Annotated in this window: 19 protein-coding genes; 14 read left to right on the plus strand and 5 right to left on the minus strand. The window is 38.7% G+C overall.

Annotated features, from left to right (window positions below):
- The first annotated feature begins 8 nt into the window (after nucleotides 1–8).
- The 7 genes from NMM25_RS04125 (at nucleotide 9) to NMM25_RS04160 (ending at nucleotide 9,103) form a co-directional block, all read left to right on the plus strand.
- Nucleotides 9–1,985 carry a peptide ABC transporter substrate-binding protein gene (locus NMM25_RS04125; RefSeq protein WP_254736042.1) on the plus strand — a complete coding sequence of 659 codons (1,977 nt, stop codon included), beginning with the start codon at nucleotides 9–11 and terminating at the stop codon, nucleotides 1,983–1,985.
- A 116-nt stretch (nucleotides 1,986–2,101) separates the two neighbouring features.
- A complete protein-coding gene (locus NMM25_RS04130) occupies nucleotides 2,102–3,268 on the plus strand; it encodes an AI-2E family transporter (protein WP_254736043.1) in 1,167 nt (388 codons plus the stop codon).
- Entirely contained in the window at nucleotides 3,258–4,487 is a 1,230-nt protein-coding gene (locus NMM25_RS04135) for a tetratricopeptide repeat protein (protein WP_254736044.1), read from the plus strand. The genes NMM25_RS04130 and NMM25_RS04135 overlap by 11 nt, the downstream gene beginning before the upstream one ends.
- Before the next feature lie 290 nt (nucleotides 4,488–4,777).
- Nucleotides 4,778–6,577 (plus strand): FctA domain-containing protein, encoded by a 1,800-nt coding sequence (locus NMM25_RS04140; RefSeq protein WP_368406752.1) that lies wholly within the window; start codon nucleotides 4,778–4,780, stop codon nucleotides 6,575–6,577.
- A 389-nt stretch (nucleotides 6,578–6,966) separates the two neighbouring features.
- A complete protein-coding gene (locus NMM25_RS04150; RefSeq protein WP_254736045.1) occupies nucleotides 6,967–7,608 on the plus strand; it encodes an amino acid ABC transporter permease in 642 nt (213 codons plus the stop codon).
- A gap of 10 nt (nucleotides 7,609–7,618) precedes the next feature.
- Nucleotides 7,619–8,248, plus strand: a complete 630-nt coding sequence (locus NMM25_RS04155) for an amino acid ABC transporter ATP-binding protein (RefSeq protein ID WP_000891744.1) — start codon at nucleotides 7,619–7,621, stop codon at nucleotides 8,246–8,248.
- Between the two features lie 15 nt (nucleotides 8,249–8,263).
- Entirely contained in the window at nucleotides 8,264–9,103 is an 840-nt protein-coding gene (locus tag NMM25_RS04160) for an amino acid ABC transporter substrate-binding protein (RefSeq protein ID WP_254736046.1), read from the plus strand.
- A 59-nt stretch (nucleotides 9,104–9,162) separates the two neighbouring features.
- Here NMM25_RS04160 and lysS read toward each other — a convergent pair whose 3' ends face one another.
- From lysS to NMM25_RS04185, 5 genes are all read right to left on the minus strand, one after another.
- On the minus strand, nucleotides 9,163–10,653 hold the full coding sequence (gene lysS / locus NMM25_RS04165) for a lysine--tRNA ligase (protein WP_049518598.1): 1,491 nt from the start codon (nucleotides 10,651–10,653) through the stop codon (nucleotides 9,163–9,165).
- 138 nt (nucleotides 10,654–10,791) lie between these two features.
- The gene (locus NMM25_RS04170) at nucleotides 10,792–11,415 is read right to left on the minus strand and encodes a histidine phosphatase family protein (protein WP_049479414.1); all 624 of its coding nucleotides are present in this window, start codon (nucleotides 11,413–11,415) and stop codon (nucleotides 10,792–10,794) included.
- Nucleotides 11,415–11,897, minus strand: a complete 483-nt coding sequence (locus NMM25_RS04175; protein ID WP_049479415.1) for an aminoacyl-tRNA deacylase — start codon at nucleotides 11,895–11,897, stop codon at nucleotides 11,415–11,417. The genes NMM25_RS04170 and NMM25_RS04175 overlap by 1 nt, the downstream gene beginning before the upstream one ends.
- On the minus strand, nucleotides 11,897–12,739 hold the full coding sequence (locus NMM25_RS04180; protein WP_254736096.1) for a DUF368 domain-containing protein: 843 nt from the start codon (nucleotides 12,737–12,739) through the stop codon (nucleotides 11,897–11,899). The genes NMM25_RS04175 and NMM25_RS04180 overlap by 1 nt, the downstream gene beginning before the upstream one ends.
- Before the next feature lie 106 nt (nucleotides 12,740–12,845).
- Entirely contained in the window at nucleotides 12,846–13,646 is an 801-nt protein-coding gene (locus NMM25_RS04185; protein ID WP_254736047.1) for a glycoside hydrolase family 25 protein, read from the minus strand.
- A 155-nt stretch (nucleotides 13,647–13,801) separates the two neighbouring features.
- Here NMM25_RS04185 and glmU point away from each other — a divergent pair, with 155 nt between their 5' ends.
- The 7 genes from glmU to NMM25_RS04220 all read left to right on the plus strand — a co-directional run bounded on the left by glmU (nucleotide 13,802) and on the right by NMM25_RS04220 (nucleotide 19,785).
- Entirely contained in the window at nucleotides 13,802–15,181 is a 1,380-nt protein-coding gene (glmU, locus tag NMM25_RS04190; RefSeq protein ID WP_254736048.1) for a bifunctional UDP-N-acetylglucosamine diphosphorylase/glucosamine-1-phosphate N-acetyltransferase GlmU, read from the plus strand.
- Nucleotides 15,182–15,190: 9 nt separating this feature from the next.
- Entirely contained in the window at nucleotides 15,191–15,736 is a 546-nt protein-coding gene (locus NMM25_RS04195; RefSeq protein ID WP_000393797.1) for an NUDIX hydrolase, read from the plus strand.
- A gap of 11 nt (nucleotides 15,737–15,747) precedes the next feature.
- Nucleotides 15,748–16,059 (plus strand): cell wall synthase accessory phosphoprotein MacP, encoded by a 312-nt coding sequence (gene macP / locus NMM25_RS04200; protein ID WP_254736049.1) that lies wholly within the window; start codon nucleotides 15,748–15,750, stop codon nucleotides 16,057–16,059.
- Between the two features lie 15 nt (nucleotides 16,060–16,074).
- Complete coding sequence (locus NMM25_RS04205; protein WP_198459686.1) at nucleotides 16,075–16,767, plus strand: 5'-methylthioadenosine/adenosylhomocysteine nucleosidase; 693 nt, start codon at nucleotides 16,075–16,077, stop codon at nucleotides 16,765–16,767.
- Nucleotides 16,768–16,843: 76 nt separating this feature from the next.
- Entirely contained in the window at nucleotides 16,844–17,338 is a 495-nt protein-coding gene (rocS, locus tag NMM25_RS04210; RefSeq protein ID WP_000021252.1) for a chromosome segregation protein RocS, read from the plus strand.
- Nucleotides 17,339–17,419: 81 nt separating this feature from the next.
- Entirely contained in the window at nucleotides 17,420–18,013 is a 594-nt protein-coding gene (locus NMM25_RS04215) for a 3'-5' exonuclease (protein ID WP_061421081.1), read from the plus strand.
- An 8-nt stretch (nucleotides 18,014–18,021) separates the two neighbouring features.
- Nucleotides 18,022–19,785, plus strand: a complete 1,764-nt coding sequence (locus tag NMM25_RS04220; protein ID WP_254736050.1) for a glycerophosphoryl diester phosphodiesterase membrane domain-containing protein — start codon at nucleotides 18,022–18,024, stop codon at nucleotides 19,783–19,785.
- The last annotated feature ends 19 nt before the right edge of the window (nucleotides 19,786–19,804 follow it).

Consider the following 19,804-nt stretch of genomic DNA (forward strand, 5'->3'; position numbering starts at 1 on the left):
AGTGCCTTATGAAAAAACGTATTTTTCTAACGGCTGCAGTAGCAGTGTTGTCCTCAGCACTACTAGCAGCTTGTTCGTCTGGTGGTAAAAATGCCAACCAACCTGTGACTTATACTTATGTCTTCTCATCGGATCCCGCAACTTTGGACTACACAGTTTCTGGAAATTCCAGTACCAAACAGGTGACTGGGAATGTCATCGATGGTTTGCTTGAGAATGACCAATATGGAAATCTTGTACCGTCTGTAGCAGAGGACTGGAGTGTTTCTAAAGATGGTTTGACTTACACCTATAAAATCCGAAAAGGGATTAAGTGGTACACTAATGAAGGCGAAGAATATGGTGAAGTAAAGGCTCAGGATTTCGTGACAGGTTTAAAACATGCTGTCGCTAAGAAATCACAAGCCCTCTATCTCGTACAGGATTCAATCAAAGGGTTAGATGATTATATTAACGGTAAAACAAATGATTTTTCTACTGTTGGGATTAAGGCGACAGATGATTATACTCTTGTTTATACGCTTAATAATCCTGAATCTTTCTGGAATTCCAAGACAACGATGGGTGTTTTAGCACCAATCAATGAAGACTTTTTAGCCTCTAAAGGGGATGATTTTGGTAAACCTACTGATGTTACAAGTATTCTATACAATGGCCCTTACCTTCTGAAAGGTCTCACATCAAAATCTTCAATCGAGATGACAAAAAACCAAAACTATTGGGATAAAGGAAATGTCTTTATTGATGATATAAAATTGACTTTCTTTGATGGTCAAGATGCAGACTCTCTTGGTCGTGGTTTTGATGAAGGTCTCTACCCAGCAGCTCCCCTCTTTAAGAATTCTGCAAACTATGAGCGATTCAAAGAAAAATACAAAGATAACATTGTGTATAGTCAACAAAGAGGAGGTAGCTACTACATTTCAACTAATATTGACCGTGTAGCCTATAACCATACTTCTAAAACAACGGACGAAGAAAAGACATTTACTAAGAAAGCTTTGTTGAACAAAGATTTCCGCCAAGCCTTGGCTTTTGGAGCGGATCGTAAGGCTGCTGTCTCTCAAGTATTTGGTGATGAAGTTGCCCCTCGTAAATTACGTACTAGCTTTACACCTCCAACGTTTGTTCAAATTGGGGATCAATCTTTTGGTCAAGTAACAAAAACAGAACTTGACAAGTTGGATACTGCTTGGAGCGATGTTAGCTTAGATGATGCACAAGATTCACTTCATAATGTAGATAAAGCTAAAACTAAACTTGAAGCGGCTAAGAAAACTCTTCAAGCCGACGGTGTTCAGTTCCCTATTCATTTGGACTTGCCAGTATCCTCTACTCAAACGGATTTTGTACGTCAAGCTCAATCGTATAAACAATCAATAGAGGAAGCTCTTGGAGTTGAAAATGTCGTGGTTGATATCCAACAAGTTTCTGATGATGAATTGGGAAGTATGACCGTTCTTGCAACTTCAAAAGACAATATCGACTGGGATATCAATCCAAACAGTGGATGGAGCCCAGACTATGCAGATCCATCAACCTATCTTGATGCATTTGATCCAACATCTGGACCAACTCTTCTTGGAGCATTTGGTATTGCACCAGGATCAGATAGTTCAGCCATTAAGGCAGTAGGATTGGATAAATACAAAGAATTACTTGATGATGCAAACAGTGAGAAAACAGATCTCGAAAAACGCTATTCAAAATATGCTAAAGCTCAAGCATGGTTGACAGATAGTGCTTTGATCATCCCTGTTAACTCTGACGGTGCCCAAATGCTTGTTACAAAGAAAGTTCCAGGAACAGGAGCAGATGGTTGGGTCGGTGATAAAACAGGTGAAAACAGTTATAAATATCTGAAGATTCAAGATAAGATTGTGACAAGTAAAGAAATGGAAGAATTCCGTAAGAAATTTGCTGAAGAAAAAGCAAAATCAAACGAAGAATACCAAAAACAACTATCAAGTCATATTAAAGATTAAATAAATCTCCTCAATAGAGGAGATTTTTCTTTTTGTCTATTCATGTAAGCACTTTAAAAAAGAGTTATTTTAGTCTAAAAATGGTATAATGAGAGAATGACAGAAAGGATGTATTTATGGAACATAAAGAGAAACATTTTAGCCTATCTTGGTTCTTCAAGTGGTTTTTAGATAATAAAGCTATTACTGTATTCTTGGTGACCTTGTTATTGGGCTTGAACCTTTTCATTCTAAGTAAGATTAGTTTTATTTTTTTACCAGTTTTAGATTTTCTAGGAGTTGTCATGTTGCCAGTTATTTTATCTGGTTTACTTTATTATCTCCTCAATCCGATTGTTGACTGGATGGAGAAACACAAAATCAATCGTGTTCTTGCCATTAGTATTCTCTTTGTTATAATTGGTCTCTTTATCATTTGGGGGCTAGCGGTTGCTATTCCAAATCTGCAACGTCAGGTCTTAAATTTTGCGAAGAATGTGCCGACATACCTGGAAGATGCTGATAAGGTGATCAATGATCTTGTAACCCAACGTTTACCAGATGATTTTAGGCCACAGTTGGAGCAGGTTCTTGCCAATATTTCTACTGAGGCGACGATGTGGGCGAGCAAAATCTCTTCCCAAGCCGTTAACTGGGTGAGTGCCTTTGTCAGCAGTGTATCCCAGGTTATTGTAGCGGTCATTATCGTACCTTTCATGCTCTTTTATCTTTTACGAGATGGGAAAGGTTTGCGAGATTATTTGACCAAGTTTATTCCCACGAAGTTAAAGGAACCAGTAGGACAAGTTTTGTCAGATGTTAATAAACAGTTGTCAAACTATGTTAGAGGACAGGTTACAGTTGCTATTATAGTGGCGATTATGTTTATTATCTTCTTTAAGATTATTGGTCTCAGATATGCTGTGACCCTGGGGATTACGGCTGGTATCCTCAATCTAGTACCTTACCTAGGTAGTTTTCTAGCGATGTTGCCTGCTCTGGTTTTGGGATTAATAGCGGGGCCTGTCATGCTTTTGAAAGTGATTATTGTCTTTATTGTTGAACAAACGATTGAAGGTCGCTTCGTTTCCCCACTTATTTTAGGTAGTCAGCTAAATATCCATCCGATCAATGTCCTCTTTGTTCTCCTAACTTCTGGTTCTATGTTTGGTATTTGGGGAGTCTTGCTGGGAATTCCTGTCTATGCCTCAGCCAAGGTCGTTATCTCAGCTATCTTTAACTGGTATAAAAAAGTCAGCGGTTTGTATGAAGAAGAAGGGGAGGAAATCAAGAGTGAACAATAGTCAACGTATGCTCCAGGCTTTGGATGAACAGGATTTAAGCAAAGCAGATCATTATTTTCACAAAGCCCTCGAAACAGATTCAAGTGAAGTTCTTTACGAACTAGCAAGCTATTTAGAGGGAATTGGCTTTTATCCTCAAGCTAAAGAAATTTACCAAAAAATCGTTACAGAATTTCCAGAAGTGAATCTAAACTTAGCAAGCATTGCTAGCGAGGATGGCAATGTTGAGCAAGCCTTTGCTTACCTTGAGGAAATCACACCCGAAAGTGACTGGTACGTGTCGGCCTTGGCCTTGAAGGCTGACCTCTATCAGTTGGAAGGATTGACAGATGTAGCGCGTGAAAAGTTACTGGAAGCCTTAAATTACTCAGACGATCCCTTATTAGTTTTTGGTTTGGCTGAGTTGGATAGCGAGTTGGGAAATTATCAGGAAGCTATTCAGGGCTATGCTCAGTTAGACAATCGCTCTATCTATGAGCAAACGGGTGTCTCAACCTATCAGCGAATTGGCTACGCTTATGCCCAGTTAGGTAAGTTTGAAGCGGCAACTGAATTCTTAGAAAAAGCTTTAGAATTAGAATACGATGAGCAAACTGCCTTCGAACTGGCTAGTCTTTACTTTGATCAAGAAGAGTATCAAAAATCTGTTCTGTACTTTAAGCAGATTGATACCATTTCGCCAGATTTTGAAGGATATGAGTATGGTTATAGTCAAGCCTTGCACAAGGAACATCAGGTGGAAGAGGCCCTTCGTATCGCTAAACAAGGTTTGGAGAAAAATCCATTTGAAACTCGGCTCTTACTAGCTGCTTCACAGTTTTCGTATGAATTGCATGATCCTAGTAGTGCAGAGCAGTTTCTCCTTACTGCCAAAGAAGATGCAGAGGATACAGAAGAAATTTTCCTTCGCCTTGCAACCATTTATATGGAACAAGAACGGTTTGAGGACATTATCGCTCTCCAAAATCAAGAACCTGAAAATCTCTTGACCAAGTGGATGATTGCCCGTTCTTACCAGGAAATCGAGGATTTAGATAAGGCCTATGAGCTCTATCAGGAACTATCGTCTGACCTTAAGGATAATCCTGAGTTTCTGGAGCAGTATACTTATCTTTTGCGTGAATTGGGATATTTTGAAGAAGCTAAAGTGCAAGCTGAAGTTTATTTAAAACTCATTCCAGATGATGTTCAGATGCAAGAACTCTTAGAAACACTTTAAGGATTTCTAATTTTTGTAACATCTTGTTAACAGAAACGAATGACTTTAAATGAATGATTTGAAAGACCTCAGAGGTCTTTTCTTTTTTACTAATATAATATAAATGTTATAATTCCTTATAGATAATTTAGATGAGGTGTTGAACGATGAAAGTCTGTTATACCCTATTAAATAAGAGCTTAAAGACATGATTTGAACATCGAACTACTATGAAATACTTGACAAATTTATATAAGAATATATATTAATAAATAAGGGAGTCTATCCCCAAAAATAAAGGAGGCAATGTTGTGAAAAAGATTAATAAAAAACTTTCTCATGCATTCATGGCGCTATTGTTAGTAGCTTCAGTATTTATCCCAGTACTAAGAACTAGCAATGTGGTTAAAGCTGCTGAACTACCATCTAGTAGCTATACGCTAACGACAGTACCGACAATTAACAATAATAAGTTAGTTGACGGTGCAGAGTATGGTGAAGGGAAATTTTACCTTCAAACCACTTACAAGTTCGACAACTCAACAACGTTGAAGAATGGTGACTTTATGGTTTATAAAGTGCCAAATGAATTCAAAATTGAATCAGATTCAACTACAGAAATCTTTGGTAATGATGGAGTCACTAAGGTTGCTGAGTTAACGACAAATAAGTCTGCAAATACAGCGACTGTGACGGTAAGTAACGAAGATTATTTTGCTAACTTACCTGAAGAGAAACAAATTTTGGCCTTATTTACTGTTGTATGGGCTGATAATGTTGAACTCAATAAATCATATCCAATCGACATTCCTGGAGCAGGAGTATACAATTTGACTCGTATTGTTCCAGATGAGGATCCAACAGGATTTACTAAATGGGGAGTTCAAGATAAGAACGATCCAAATTATATTAATTGGTATATTCGCGTAAACAAATATGCTAATCCTTATGAAGGTGTTTCGATTCAAGATACAATCCCTGAAGGGCAAGTATTAGCTAGTGAGATTACAGGTTACTACTTTACTGAATGGGGTAAGGATGAGCATCATCCTCTTTTGAATCCAAGTCACATTGTTGTTCAAGATTCTAATCACTTCACTATTACTCCAAATGGTAATGGTGATCTAACTAACCAAGGTTTGTATGTAGTTTATAAGACTCGTATCACCGCTCCAGTTGATAATACAACAAAGAAAGCTTTCAATAACGTTAAAATTACGACTTCGACTGAAAACTTTGATGTAGAAGGTTTTGCACCATTAACCACAACTGAAGGTATTAGTTCTGGTTCACGTTCTACAGAAGTTTCATTTGAAGTTTCTAAGCAGTTAAAAGGAAAAGACTTAACTGCTGAAGAATTTAGCTTCCAACTGCTTGATCCAAACGGATCAGTTATTGAAACTGTTAAGAACGATAAAGATGGCAAAGTGAAATTTAAAGCCGTTAAATTCTCTACAGTGGGTACTTATAAGTATCAGATCAAAGAAGTTAATGATCAAAAACCAGGTTTTGTTTACGATGATAAGACTATTAACGCTGAAGTTACTGTAACAGATGTTTATGGTGAGAAATTTGCAAGTGTTAAATATGACAATAAAGTTTTTGTAAATTCGTATTCTGTTAAATCTGCAACAACTTCAATTACTGCTATAAAAGTCCTAAATGGTAAAACTCTTGAGGCAGATAAATATGAATTTGCATTGAAAGAAGGAGACAAACTTGTAGCTACAGCTAAAAATGCTGCGGACGGAACAGTTGCTTTCCCAGCGATTGAATACACTGCTGCAGGAACTTACACATACACGATCACTGAAAAAGATGGTGGTGAAACTGGTGTAACTTATGATAAAAATGCTTATACAGTAACAGTAAAAGTTGCAGACAATGGTCAAGGTCAACTTGTAGCAACGGTTACAGGTAATAATCCAACCTTCACAAATACTTATGCTACTGAGACTCCGGGATCTTCTGATAACAAACCTAAACAACCAGAAGAAAATAAAGAACTACCAAATACTGGTACATCTGAAATGACTATGTTGCTTACTTTTGTAGGAGTAGTACTTGCATTTGGTTCCATTCTCTTATTCCGTTTCAAAAAAGTTAAATAATCTAGTTGAAAAATCTTGATGCCTTTGCAATGGCAATATCATCAAAGAGCCACTTGTATGGATAGTAGAAATGATACTATTCTTATAAAGTGGTTCTTTTTATATCTCTAGAGATATGAAGTGGATGTGAGTAAACAGAGTTCTATATCACTGAAATCTTTACAGATATTTGATAAAAAAATTTGATCATTCTTCTCTCAGAATTAGAAGTTAAACCTAAATTCTCGTCTAGAATCCTTATAATTCTTCGAATTCTTTAAGATGACATTTCGCTCTGATTTCTTAGAAAAAGGTGTATAATTCAAGAATTATAGAATTTTTTTACAAAAACCCTTGCTAAATTGTTTATTTATGCTATAATAGGAACAATAATTTTTAGGAGGTGCAGTATGTCTTATATGTTTGAGATATTACCAAGTTTATTGAACGGTGCAAGTATGACACTTCAAGTCTTTGCTCTGGTCTTGATCTTTTCAATTCCATTAGGTATTGTCGTTGCCTTTGCTTTACAAGTCCGCTGGAAACCCCTCCATTATCTGATTGATCTTTATATTTGGGTGATGCGAGGGACTCCCTTGCTCTTGCAATTAATTTTTATTTACTATGTTCTCCCTAGCATTGGGATTCGTTTAGATCGTTTGCCTGCTGCTGTGATTGCCTTTGTATTGAACTATGCAGCCTACTTTGCTGAAATCTTTCGTGGTGGGATCGAAACCATTCCTAAAGGTCAATATGAGGCTGCTAAGGTCTTGAAGTTTAGTCCTTTTGATACAGTGCGCTATATTATTTTGCCTCAGGTGATAAAGATTGTCTTACCGAGCGTTTTTAATGAAATTATGAGTTTGGTCAAGGATACTTCTTTGGTCTATGCCTTAGGTATTTCAGATTTGATTTTGGCTAGTCGGACAGCAGCCAATCGGGATGCCAGTCTTGTTCCTATGTTTTTAGCCGGAGCGATTTATTTGATTATGATTGGTCTTGTAACTATTGTTGCGAAAAAACTTGAGAAGAAGTACAGTTATTACAGATAGGAGGATTGCTATGTTAGAATTACGAAACATTAACAAGGCCTTTGGTGGCAAACAAATCTTAACCAACTTCAGCCTATCAATTCCTGAAAAGCAAATCCTTGCAATCGTAGGTCCATCAGGAGGAGGCAAGACAACCCTATTACGTATGCTAGCTGGACTGGAAACCATCGATTCGGGGGAAATCTACTATAACGGCGAATCGCTAGCTATAGACGAACTAGAAAAGCGCAATCTTCTGGGATTTGTTTTCCAAGATTTTCAACTCTTTCCGCATTTGTCAGTTCTAGATAATTTAACTCTGTCGCCTATAAAAACCATGAGCATGGAGAAGGAAGTTGCTGAGAAGAAGGCGCGTGGTTTGTTAGAACAACTTGGGTTAGCAGGGCATGCAGATGCCTTTCCATTCTCACTTTCAGGTGGGCAAAAACAACGGGTGGCCTTAGCGCGTGCTATGATGATAAACCCAGAAATTATTGGATATGATGAGCCTACATCAGCCTTAGACCCAGAATTGCGATTAGAAGTAGAAAAACTTATCCTTCAAAATAAAGAGCGTGGGATGACTCAGATTGTTGTGACCCACGATCTTCAGTTTGCGGAAAACATTGCTGATCAGATCCTTAAGGTTGATCCAAAGTAGGACTAGGAGGTGCCTATGAAGAGAAAGAAAATTGCCTTTGTACTTGCTCTGTTCTTTAGCTTCTTCCTGACGGCTTGTACTCAGAAGGCAAGTGATCCAAGTCAGGATAATTGGGCCAAATATCAAAAACAGGGTAGCATTACCATTGGCTTTGACAATACCTTTGTTCCCATGGGATTTGAGGAGAAGAATGGCCAGTATGCAGGTTTTGATATTGACCTAGCCCAAGCTGTCTCTGAAAAACTAGGAATTCAGATTAAATTTCAACCCATCGACTGGGATATGAAAGAAACCGAACTACAAAATGGTACTATTGATGCCATCTGGAATGGCTATACAGCAACAAATGAACGGAAAGAGAAGGTTGCTTTTACCATTCCTTACATGGAAAATCAACAAGTTTTGGTCTCTAAAAAGTCTCAAAACATCCACTCAGTTCAGGATATGACTGACAAAGTTTTAGGGTCCCAGGCTGGATCTTCTGGTTATTTAAATTTTGAAGGACAACCAGAACTACTCAAGAATCGAGTGAAAGACCAGAAGGCTAATCAATACCAAAGTTTCAATGAAGCCTTAATTGATTTGAAAAATGATCGGATTGATGCCTTGTTGATTGACCGGGTATATGCCAATTATTATCTCCAGTCTGAAGGAATATTAAATGACTACAATGTCTTTTCAGCTGGATTTGAAAGTGAAGCTTTTGCTGTGGGTGTTAGACCTGCTGATAAAACTTTGCTAGCTGCGTTGAATCAAGCCTTTGTATCACTATACCAAGAAGGAAAATTCCAGGAAATCAGCCAAAAATGGTTTGGGGAAGATGTAGCCACCAAAGAAGTGAAAAGTAGAGACTGAGTTTTTCTCAGTCTCTTTTTTTATCAAAAAACCTCTGGCAAGTACCAGAGGATAAGGGTTTATTTCATTGTTGGGAAGAGCAATACATCACGGATAGTAGTTGTATCAGTGAGGAGCATGCAGAGACGGTCGATACCGATACCCAAACCACCTGTTGGTGGCATACCGTATTCAAGAGCCTCGATGTAGTCGTAGTCGATACCTGTTGCTTCATCGTCCCCAAGCTCTTTAGCTTTAGCTTGAGCTTCAAAACGGCTAAGCTGATCGATTGGATCGTTCAACTCGGTAAAGGCATTACCGTACTCCTTAGTCATGATGAAAAGCTCAAAGCGGTCAGTAAAGCGTTCGTCTTCAGGATTTTTCTTAGCGAGTGGAGACACAGCTACTGGATGACCATAGACAAAGGTTGGTTGAATCAAGGTTTCTTCAACGAACTCTTCAAAGAAGGCGTTGATAATGTGACCAACTTCAGTGTAGTGTTTTTCAACTGGAACTTTCTTCTCAGTAGCGATAGCTTTTGCTTCTTCAAAAGTCATGTCTTGCCAGAAATCAACACCAGTAATTTCCTTGATAGCATCTACCATGTGAACACGTTTAAATGGTTCGTTGATCTTAATTTCAGTACCTTGATAGTTAACTGGACCATCACCCTTAACTGCCTTAGCAGCGTGTTGGATAATACCTTCCGTCAAGTCCATGATATCTTGGAAGTCTGCATAAGCTTGGTAAACTTCGATAGAAGTAAACTCAGGGTTATGAGTAGCGTCCATTCCTTCGTTACGGAAGATACGCCCAATTTCATAGACACGTTCCATACCACCAACGATAAGGCGTTTCAAGTGAAGCTCAGTCGCGATACGAAGCACCATGTCAATGTTTTGGGCATTGTGGTGAGTGATAAATGGACGAGCAGCAGCACCACCGGCTTCATTATGAAGGACAGGTGTTTCCACTTCAAGGAAGCCTTTTTGATCTAGATAACGACGGATTTCAGAGATGATTTTTGAACGAGTAACAAAACGTTCGAAGCTTTCGCGGTTAGAAATCAAGTCAAGGTAACGTTTACGATAGATGGTTTCAACGTCTGTCAAACCGTGGAATTTCTCTGGAAGTGGGCGAAGTGCTTTAGACAAGTGTGTGATGTGAGTTGCCTTGATAGAAAGTTCTCCCATATCTGTACGCATGACTTCACCTTCGACACCAAGGAAGTCACCGAGGTCTGCTTTTTTGAAGATTTCGTAGTTTTCTTCACCAACAGCATCTTTACGAACGTAGATTTGGATTTGACCTTCTCGGTCTTGAAGATGGGCAAAGCCGACTTTCCCTTTTCCACGTTTGGTTACTAAGCGTCCAGCGATAGTAGCAGTTTCATTTAATTCATGTAATTGTTCTTTATCAAGTTCTGCAAATTTGTCTTTTAGTTCTTGAGAGTTAGCAGTACGTTCAAAACGTTTACCGAAGGGATCGATTCCTTGTTCACGGAGCGCAGCCATTTTTTCACGGCGAACGATCTGCTGGTCATTTAGTTCTTCCATATGTTCTGTAGACATGGGTTCCTCCTAATTTTACTCAAAATTTAATACGATGAGTCATTTTTTGCGATACTCCCATTTTATCATAAATAGCAGAGAAATTCACGGATATTCTTTGAAAACTAAAAAGAACTTGACTATTAAGATCAAGTTCCATTATTTTCTTTGATAGGAAGTGTCATTCCATCTTTCTAGAGTGAAGGTTTCAAAATCATCGGTCTCTAAAACTGTCAGACTAGCATTGGCCAAGCCTCCTTCTTTGCGGAGGTGAGCCTCTTTATAGCCTATAAGTGTACGAAGGCTAGCAGTGAGATTGGCCCCATGCCCGACAATCAGAATGTTTTCAGCCGGACTTTCTTTCAGAGATTTGATAAACTGAATGGTTCGCTGAGTCGTAGAGTAGAGGGACTCAGCTTCAAACATCTTCGTATCAAACTGAGCCAGATTAGAGCGAAAGGCCTTGATTTGTTGTGGGTAGATGGCATTGAGCGTAGCAATTTTTAATCCCTCTAGTTTGCCAAGTTGCCATTCACGTAGGTCAGGAATGCTTTTTAAAGGACAAGGAGCCTGGAGTTGACTTTGGATTATTTCAGCAGACTTAACTGCTCTGGGTAAATCACTAGAATAAATCGTATCAAAATGAATTTCATTGAGATACTGCCCCAGTTGTTTTAGGATGTCAATGGACTCTGAAAGAAGGGGAGAGTCGCCACTAGCACCTTGAAAACGTCCTTCAAGATTCCAGACAGTCCGACCATGACGGACAAAATAGAGTTTCATCAGTTGTTTTCCTCCAAGATATCAGCAAAGTCCGCTTTTACAAAGCTGGCTAAGTCTTGAGGTCGGATGATGATACTATGCCCGACTTCTCCAGCAGAGACAATCATTTTGTCTAAATCCAAAGCAGTCTGATCAATAAAAATAGGATAATTGTGTTTTTGGCGAATGCCGACGGGGTTATTAGCCCCATGAATATAGCCTGTCGTTTTTTCCAGATCTTTTTGAGGAATCATGCTCACTTTTTTATTACCAGAAACCTTTGCTAGTTTTTTCTCAGCGAGGTGTTCTGTTATGGGAACGATTCCGATGATTGGGCCTGTTTTGTCCCCTAATAGAGCCAAGGTTTTAAAGATGTGAGTTCGATCATATTCTGAAGGAAGTTCACCCTCAAGCGCATTGATCTGAATACCAGTATGGTCAATACCCGCCTTGGTCAAGATTTGTTCGACCAAGGTTTTTTTAATCTTAACTTTCTTTGCCATTATTTATACTTATCCTCCAATTGACTCATCCAGATACCAAACCAAATTCCAAGCGCAAAGAAGAAGGCGATGAGAACATAACTCACAATAGAAAGTCCAGTGTATTGGATACTTTCAGCATTTCCAGCATTTGGAATCAAAATTAAGAGAGTACTTGAAAGAACAATTCCAATGATAAAGTGATAAACACGGGAGTGGTAGTTGTTTAAGGCATGGTCCATTAATTTTGAAAAAACGATGAGGGTTGCTCCTGCACCAATCCCGATAGGAAGGAAGGTTCCGAATAAATCAAAGGTCTTAAAGCCAGTTAACATTGGAGCGTACAGTCCTAAAATCAAGAGTAGATTTGACGGACTTAAACCAGGCACCAAGACACCTAGAGCTAAAAGAGCACCCGCTAAGATGAAACTAGCGAAACTAGCGCTGAGAGAACCAACAACAAAATTTAACGCGTAGAGCCCTAGGCCTGAAAGGATAAAGGTAGTCCAGAACCAGACTAGGTCGATCTTATCACGATCAGATTCCCGAGTAGATTCTTTAAGGAGGCTAGGAACCGTACCGATGATAGCTCCAGCAAAACTCCATAAAACATAGACTTGGTAATTTTCTAGCAGATACTCGATTGGATAAGAAAACAAACCAATGCCTAGCAACATCCCGATTGCTACAGGGATAAAGTATAGGACATTCTCTTTAAAATCCTTAAAGGGATGAGCCAGAAAGCTAATCATTCGCTCGTAAATTCCCAAAATAGCTGCTAAAACACCACCTGAAATTCCTGGTAGGATAAATCCTAAGGCGATGACGATTCCCTTAATAACTCTTGCAATCCATGAAAACATCATAAAATCCTCAATTTCATAAAATTCTTTCTCTATTCTATCAATTATAACACAGACGAGAAAAAAATGAAAAAACAAGTGAAAAAGAGAGCAATTTTCACTTGTTTTATGGTCTTAAAAATAGTTTTCTAAAGGTTTCTTCTTTTTCCTTCAAGGTAGAAATGAGATTAATATCTAAATGATGCTCAAATCCAGCGATTCTTCCTTTTGAAGTATACTGATGGAGGTCATAGTCTAAACTGGTATTGGGTGTTGTTTCAAAGTAACCAGAGTCTGTCCCGTAGGAAGGAATCCAAATAGCAGTAAACTTATCTGTATTGATACTGTGTTCTTGCATGAAGTAAACTCCAATATAGATGCCGATGTTTTTAGCACCTAAAGATTCCAGTTTAGCACGAAAGGCTTCAACCCCTTCATTCATATCAGACATTGTTTTTTCTTCCACGTCCAACCAATAGTAACTAGGATTGTAAGGAGAAGCAGCATTATAGAAAACTTCAGCGGCTTTTTCCATTTCTTCCTTGCTGGGGCTAGCTAGATAGGCATAGACTCCAACTGGGACATTACGCTTTTGAAATTCTGTAATATGACTTTTATAGGCTTTATCAATACCATTGGCATAAGTCGCATCATTTTTTTCAGTATGTTGAGCCCCATTGTGGACGCGAACAATAACACCTGAAATATTTTGAGACAAGGTATCGTAGTTGATTTCCTCAGGTCTTTGCCAACCAGAGACATCAATAATAGGTTTGTCAAGATTATGCAAGGCCTGATTTTCAACCTGGACTGCATTGGGTTTTGACTTGACGGGATGGTCTTCATAAGTTGGTCTATTGAGGATCAAAATAGCTATAAATATAGTAAATAAAGTAAAAATAATAGCTGGATGAATCTTTTTTCTCATATCTATTTAGTTTAACGTAAATAAATAAAAAAATCAAAGAAAACATCGGAAAAAGTGAATATATGGGCGTCTTCTTCCTATTTTTCTGTTTGTTTACTCCTAAGAAACTAAATTATGGTATAATATAAGGGAATTTCTAGAGAAAAGAGAAGATTATGTCAAATTATGCCATTATTCTAGCAGCGGGTAAAGGTACTCGCATGAAATCAGATCTTCCAAAGGTACTTCATAAAGTAGCTGGAATTTCGATGTTGGAACATGTTTTTCGTAGTGTTGGTGCTATTCAACCTGAAAAAACAGTTACTGTAGTTGGTCACAAGGCAGAGCTAGTTGAGCAAGTATTAGCCGGTCAGACAGACTTTGTTACCCAATCAGAACAACTAGGAACTGGGCATGCTGTCATGATGGCAGAGCCTATTCTCCAAAATCGTACAGGCCACACATTGGTTATCGCTGGAGATACTCCTCTGATTACAGGTGAAAGCTTGAAAAACCTCTTGGATTTCCATATTAATCACAAAAATGTGGCGACGATTTTGACAGCTGAAGCAGCTGATCCTTTTGGATATGGTCGTATCGTCCGCAATGATAATGCTGAAGTTCTTCGCATTGTGGAGCAGAAAGATGCCACAGACTTTGAAAAGCAAATTAAGGAAATCAATACAGGAACTTATGTATTTGACAATGAACGTCTTTTTGAAGCCCTTAAAAACATCAACACCAACAATGCCCAAGGTGAGTATTATATTACTGACGTGATTGGTATTTTCCGTAATGCGGGTGAGAAGGTTGGTGCCTATACTCTCAAGGATTTTGATGAAAGTCTTGGCGTAAATGACCGTGTAGCTCTTGCGACTGCGGAATCAGTGATGCGTCGCCGTATCAATCAAAAGCACATGGTTAATGGTGTTAGCTTTGTCAATCCTGAAGCTACTTACATCGACGTTGATGTTGAGATTGCTCCCGAAGTCCAAATCGAAGCCAACGTTACCTTAAAAGGTCAAACGAAGATTGGTGCGGAGACTATTTTAACAAATGGAACTTATGTAGTGGATAGCACTATCGGAGCAGGAGCTGTGATTACCAACTCTATGATTGAGGAAAGTAGTGTTGCGGACGGTGTGACAGTTGGTCCTTATGCCCATATCCGTCCAGGTTCAAGTCTGGCTGCTCAAGTTCACATTGGAAATTTTGTTGAAGTAAAAGGATCTTCAATCGGTGAAAATACCAAGGCGGGTCATTTGACTTATATTGGAAACTGTGAAGTGGGTAGCCATGTTAATTTTGGTGCAGGAACCATTACAGTCAACTACGATGGCAAAAATAAATACAAAACTGTCATTGGCAATAATGTCTTTGTTGGATCAAACTCAACTATTATTGCTCCTGTAGAACTTGGGGATAATTCTCTGGTTGGAGCGGGTTCAACTATTACCAAGAATGTTCCTGCTGATGCCATTGCTATCGGCCGTGGACGTCAGGTCAACAAAGATGAATATGCGACTCGCCTCCCTCATCATCCAAAGAACCAGTAGGAGTTTGTCATGGAATTTGAAGAAAAAACGATTAGTCGGAAGGAAATCTATCAAGGTCCTATTTTCAAACTAGTACAAGACCAGGTGGAACTACCAGAAGGAAAGGGCACTGCCCAACGTGACTTGATTTTTCACAATGGAGCTGTTTGTGTACTAGCCGTGACAGCTGAGGACAAAATCGTTCTCGTTAAGCAATACCGAAAGGCTATCGAGGCGGTTTCTTATGAGATTCCTGCTGGTAAACTAGAACTTGGTGAAAATGCTGATCCAATGGCAGCGGCGCTTCGTGAATTGGAAGAAGAAGTTGCCTACACTGGTAAGTTAGAACTGTTGTACGATTTCTATTCTGCGATTGGATTTTGTAATGAAAAACTAAAACTCTACCTCGCTAGTGATTTGGTCAAGGTGGAAAATCCTCGCCCACAAGATGATGATGAAACTTTGGAAGTCCTAGAAGTAAGCCTAGAGGAAGCCAAAAACCTGATCCAGTCAGGTCATATCTGTGATGCCAAAACTATTATGGCGATCCAGTACTGGGAACTACAAAAGAAATAGAGGAGCAACCCATGGGAAAACCTTTATTAACAGACGAAATGATTGAACGTGCCAATCGTGGTGAGAAAATCTCAGGACCACCTCTTCAAGATGATGAGGAAACAAAGATCCTACCAACGTCTTCACAATATTTTGGTTATTCACGTTCTAGAGACCACGGTTTTAGTCAAGATACACTTACAATCGAAGTAGAGCCAACGATTCATAAGAGCCGCCGCATTGAGAACACCAAGAGAAATGTTTTTAATTCGAAACTCAATCGCATCTTGTTTGCAGTCATCCTACTTTTGATTTTGTTAATTTTAGCGATGAAACTCTTGTAATTGAAAGGACTTGAAATGAAAATTGGAATCATTGCTGCCATGCCAGAAGAACTTGTATATTTGACTCAGAATTTGGATAAACCTCAAGAAGTCCAAGTCTTAGGAAATACCTACTACACAGGCTCTGTTGGCAATACTGAAGTCGTTCTAGTTCAGAGTGGGATTGGAAAGGTCATGTCAGCTATGAGTGTAGCTATTCTAGCTGACCATTTTCAGGTAGAAGCTATCATCAATACAGGATCAGCAGGTGCTCTTGCTGAAGGGATTGCTGTTGGAGATGTAGTGATTGCGGATAAGTTGGCTTATCATGATGTGGATGTGACTGCTTTTGGTTATGCTTATGGCCAAATGGCTGGTCAACCTCTGTACTTTGAATCAGATAAGAAATTTATCGCTAGGATTAAAGAAAACTTATTTCAGTTAGAGCAGACATGGCACCTAGGCTTGATTGCCACAGGGGACAGTTTTATAGCTGGAGATGATAAGATTGCTAGTATCAAATCCCACTTCCCTGATGTTTTAGCAGTTGAAATGGAAGGGGCTGCTATTGCACAAGCGGCTCAGTCTCTTAATTTACCGTTCCTAGTCATTCGTGCTATGAGTGACAATGCCAATCACGAAGCCTCTGTCTCTTTTGATGAGTTTATTATCGAAGCTGGACGTCGTTCTGCCCAAGTCTTACTAGCCTTTTTAAAGGCCTTGGATTAAGCGGAAATTTGACAGTTTATCTAGCTTATGATAAGATTTAAATAAAGAAAAGCTAGAAAACGTTTCAGAGGATATTATGAGTATTGAAATGACCGTCAGTGAGATTGCAGAGGTCTTAGGACTATCTCGTCAAGCAATCAACAATCGTGTCAAAGAACTTCCAGAAGAGGACACGAAAAAGAATGACAAAGGTGTAACTGTAGTTACTCGAAGTGGCTTGATCAAGCTAGAAGAAATCTATAAAAAAACAATTTTTGAAGATGAGCCTGTCAGTGATGATGTCAAACAACGTGAACTGATGGAAATCTTGGTCGATGAGAAAAATGCTGAAATTCTTCGTTTGTATGAGCAGCTCAAGGCAAAAGACCGCCAGTTATCAGAAAAAGATGAACAGATGCGCATTAAAGACCGCCAGATTGCTGAAAAGGACAAACAGTTGGACCAACAGCAACAGTTAACTCTTCAAGCGATGAAGGATCAAGAAACCTTGAAACTCGAGTTGGACCAAGCAAAAGAAGAAGTCCAAGCAACCAAAAAAGGCTTTTTTGCTCGCCTTTTTGGAGGAAAATAAAGAAGCTGTTTGGGTTACTCACTAACCTAATGGCTTCTTTTATTATTTATAGTTTAGTTTGGGTAGTAATTGAGGTAAATAATGGAAAAATTAAGAGATTATATCGCCTTTGATTTGGAATTCAATCAACACGAGGGGGTCACCCATTTAATTCAAGTATCAGCAGTCCGCTTTCAAGATGGACAAGAAAGTGCTGCTTTTGACTCTTATGTTCATACTACAGCCCCTTTAAAGAGTTTTATCAATGGTTTGACTGGAATCACGGCTGAAACCTTGAAAGATGCGCCAAAGGTAGAACAAGTTTTAAAGGACTTTCAGGCATTTGTTGGCGACTTACCTATCGTTGGTTACAATGCAGCTAAGAGTGATTTGCCTATTCTCTTGGAGCATGGTATTGATTATCGTGACCAGTATAAGGTTGATCTATATGAGGAGGCTTTTGAACGTCGTAGTTCTGACTTACACGGGATAGCCAACCTTAAATTGCAAACTGTAGCGAATTTTTTAGGCTTTCACGGGAAGTCTCATAACAGTTTAGAGGATGCCCGCATGACGGCGCGTGTCTACGAAGCTTTTTTGGAATCAGATGAAGGAAAGCTATTAATAGAAGACCAGAGTAGTTTTTCAATGAATAATCCTTTTGGTGGCTTAGATTTATCCCAATTTTTAGACTAGGAGTGCTTATGAAACCTGAAAAACCTAAAAAGCTAGGTTTTAGGAAGATATACTATAACTTAGATAAGATTTTATTTCTATTTTTCCTGATATTTATGATGGTTGAGTTTGTCTGGTTGCCATTAAATTCATGGATTGCAGGAATGTTACTCAGACAAACAGGTTACTTGTTTATCTCCTACAATAACTTTTGGGCGATTATACAAGGATCGCCTTTTATCAGTTTAGCCTTTCTCATCTTAATTGCAATCAATCTCCTGGTTGCTTATTTCCAGATTTGTCTTTTGTTTATCGGGGCCCGCCATCTTCTCTATCATGAAAAGAGAACTTTAATAGAGTACAGTAGAAAAGTATTTCACCAGAGCTTTTTATTCGTTAAGCGATTGAGCTTTTGTAAGATGGCCTTTGTCTTTTTTTACATTGCTTTGCTTTTCCCTTTTATTAGGAAAATTTTAAAAATCTACTATCTCAACAAGATTATTATCCCCGATTTTATCGTTACATATCTAGAAGATAAGAACTGGCTAGTAGGGCTGTTGATCATAGCATCCGCTTGGATCTTTCTCTACATTTCTGTTCGTTTCATGTTTGCCCTTCCTAAGATTCTCTTTGAAAGAAAGACAGTAAGAGAAAGTGTGAAATATAGTCTCCAAAAGACGAAGAAAAACGTCCTTTTCTTCTCTTGGCATCTCCTACTCATTATCATTAAAACCTATCTCTTCTTTTTTGGTTTGTTAATTCCCTTGCTTTTTGCGCAAGCATTGATGGATAATTTAACTCAAAAAGAATCCTTGATTCTCGGTGTGATTAATTTTGTCCTGATTAAAAATTTCCATTACATGACCCTGACTTATTTCCTAGTGAAGTTTGTTTCCTTTCTGACAGGAGAAGAGCTAGAGATTATGCCAAGGAGAAAGAAAGATTATCTGATGAGATGGGGTGTCATGGGGTGTGCAAGCATCTTCTTTGCGATAGAAGGCTACGTTTATCTGGAATCTCCAGATACCAATACACCTTTAGTGATTTCGCACAGAGGAGTAAGTAATAAAAACGGTGTTCAAAATACTGTGCAGTCTTTAGAAAAAACAGCTCAACTAAAACCAGATCTTGTCGAAATGGATGTGCAGGAAACGAAAGACGGTCAGTTCGTGATGATGCACGATGCCAACCTCAAAACTTTAACAGGTATTAATGCTACACCGCAAGATTTGACTCTGGATGAATTAACAAATACAGATATTTACGAGAATGGTTATCAAACAAAGATTTCAAGCTTTGATGCCTATTTAGAGCGTGCAAATGCTTTAAACCAAAAATTGCTGATTGAGATTAAAACCAGTAAGAAAGATAGTCCGCAAATGATGGACCATTTCCTTGAAAAGTATGGGGCGACTATCAAGAAATATGGACATCAGATGCAATCACTAGACTATCATGTGATTGATAAAGTGTTGACTTATGATTCTGAAATTCCAGTTTACTTCATTCTGCCTTATAACAGTATCTTCCCAAGAACCAAGGCAACTGGTTACACTATGGAGTACTCAACTTTGGATGAATACTTTGTCAATAAACTCTGGACAACTGATCAGAGGCTCTATGTTTGGACCGTAAATGGTTCTGAGGCATTTGATAAAGCCGTTCGCCTCGGCGCAGATGGCATGATAACGGATGATCTTGAAATGGTCCAGTCACAAGTCACAATGGCTCAAGACGATCCGGAATATACGGAATTACTTTTAAAGAAAGCAATGGAATTCTTTGATTTCTAAGAAAAAAAAAGAGAAACAG

Source organism: Streptococcus sp. CF10-1 (assembly GCF_024295825.1).
Classification (GTDB): domain Bacteria; phylum Bacillota; class Bacilli; order Lactobacillales; family Streptococcaceae; genus Streptococcus.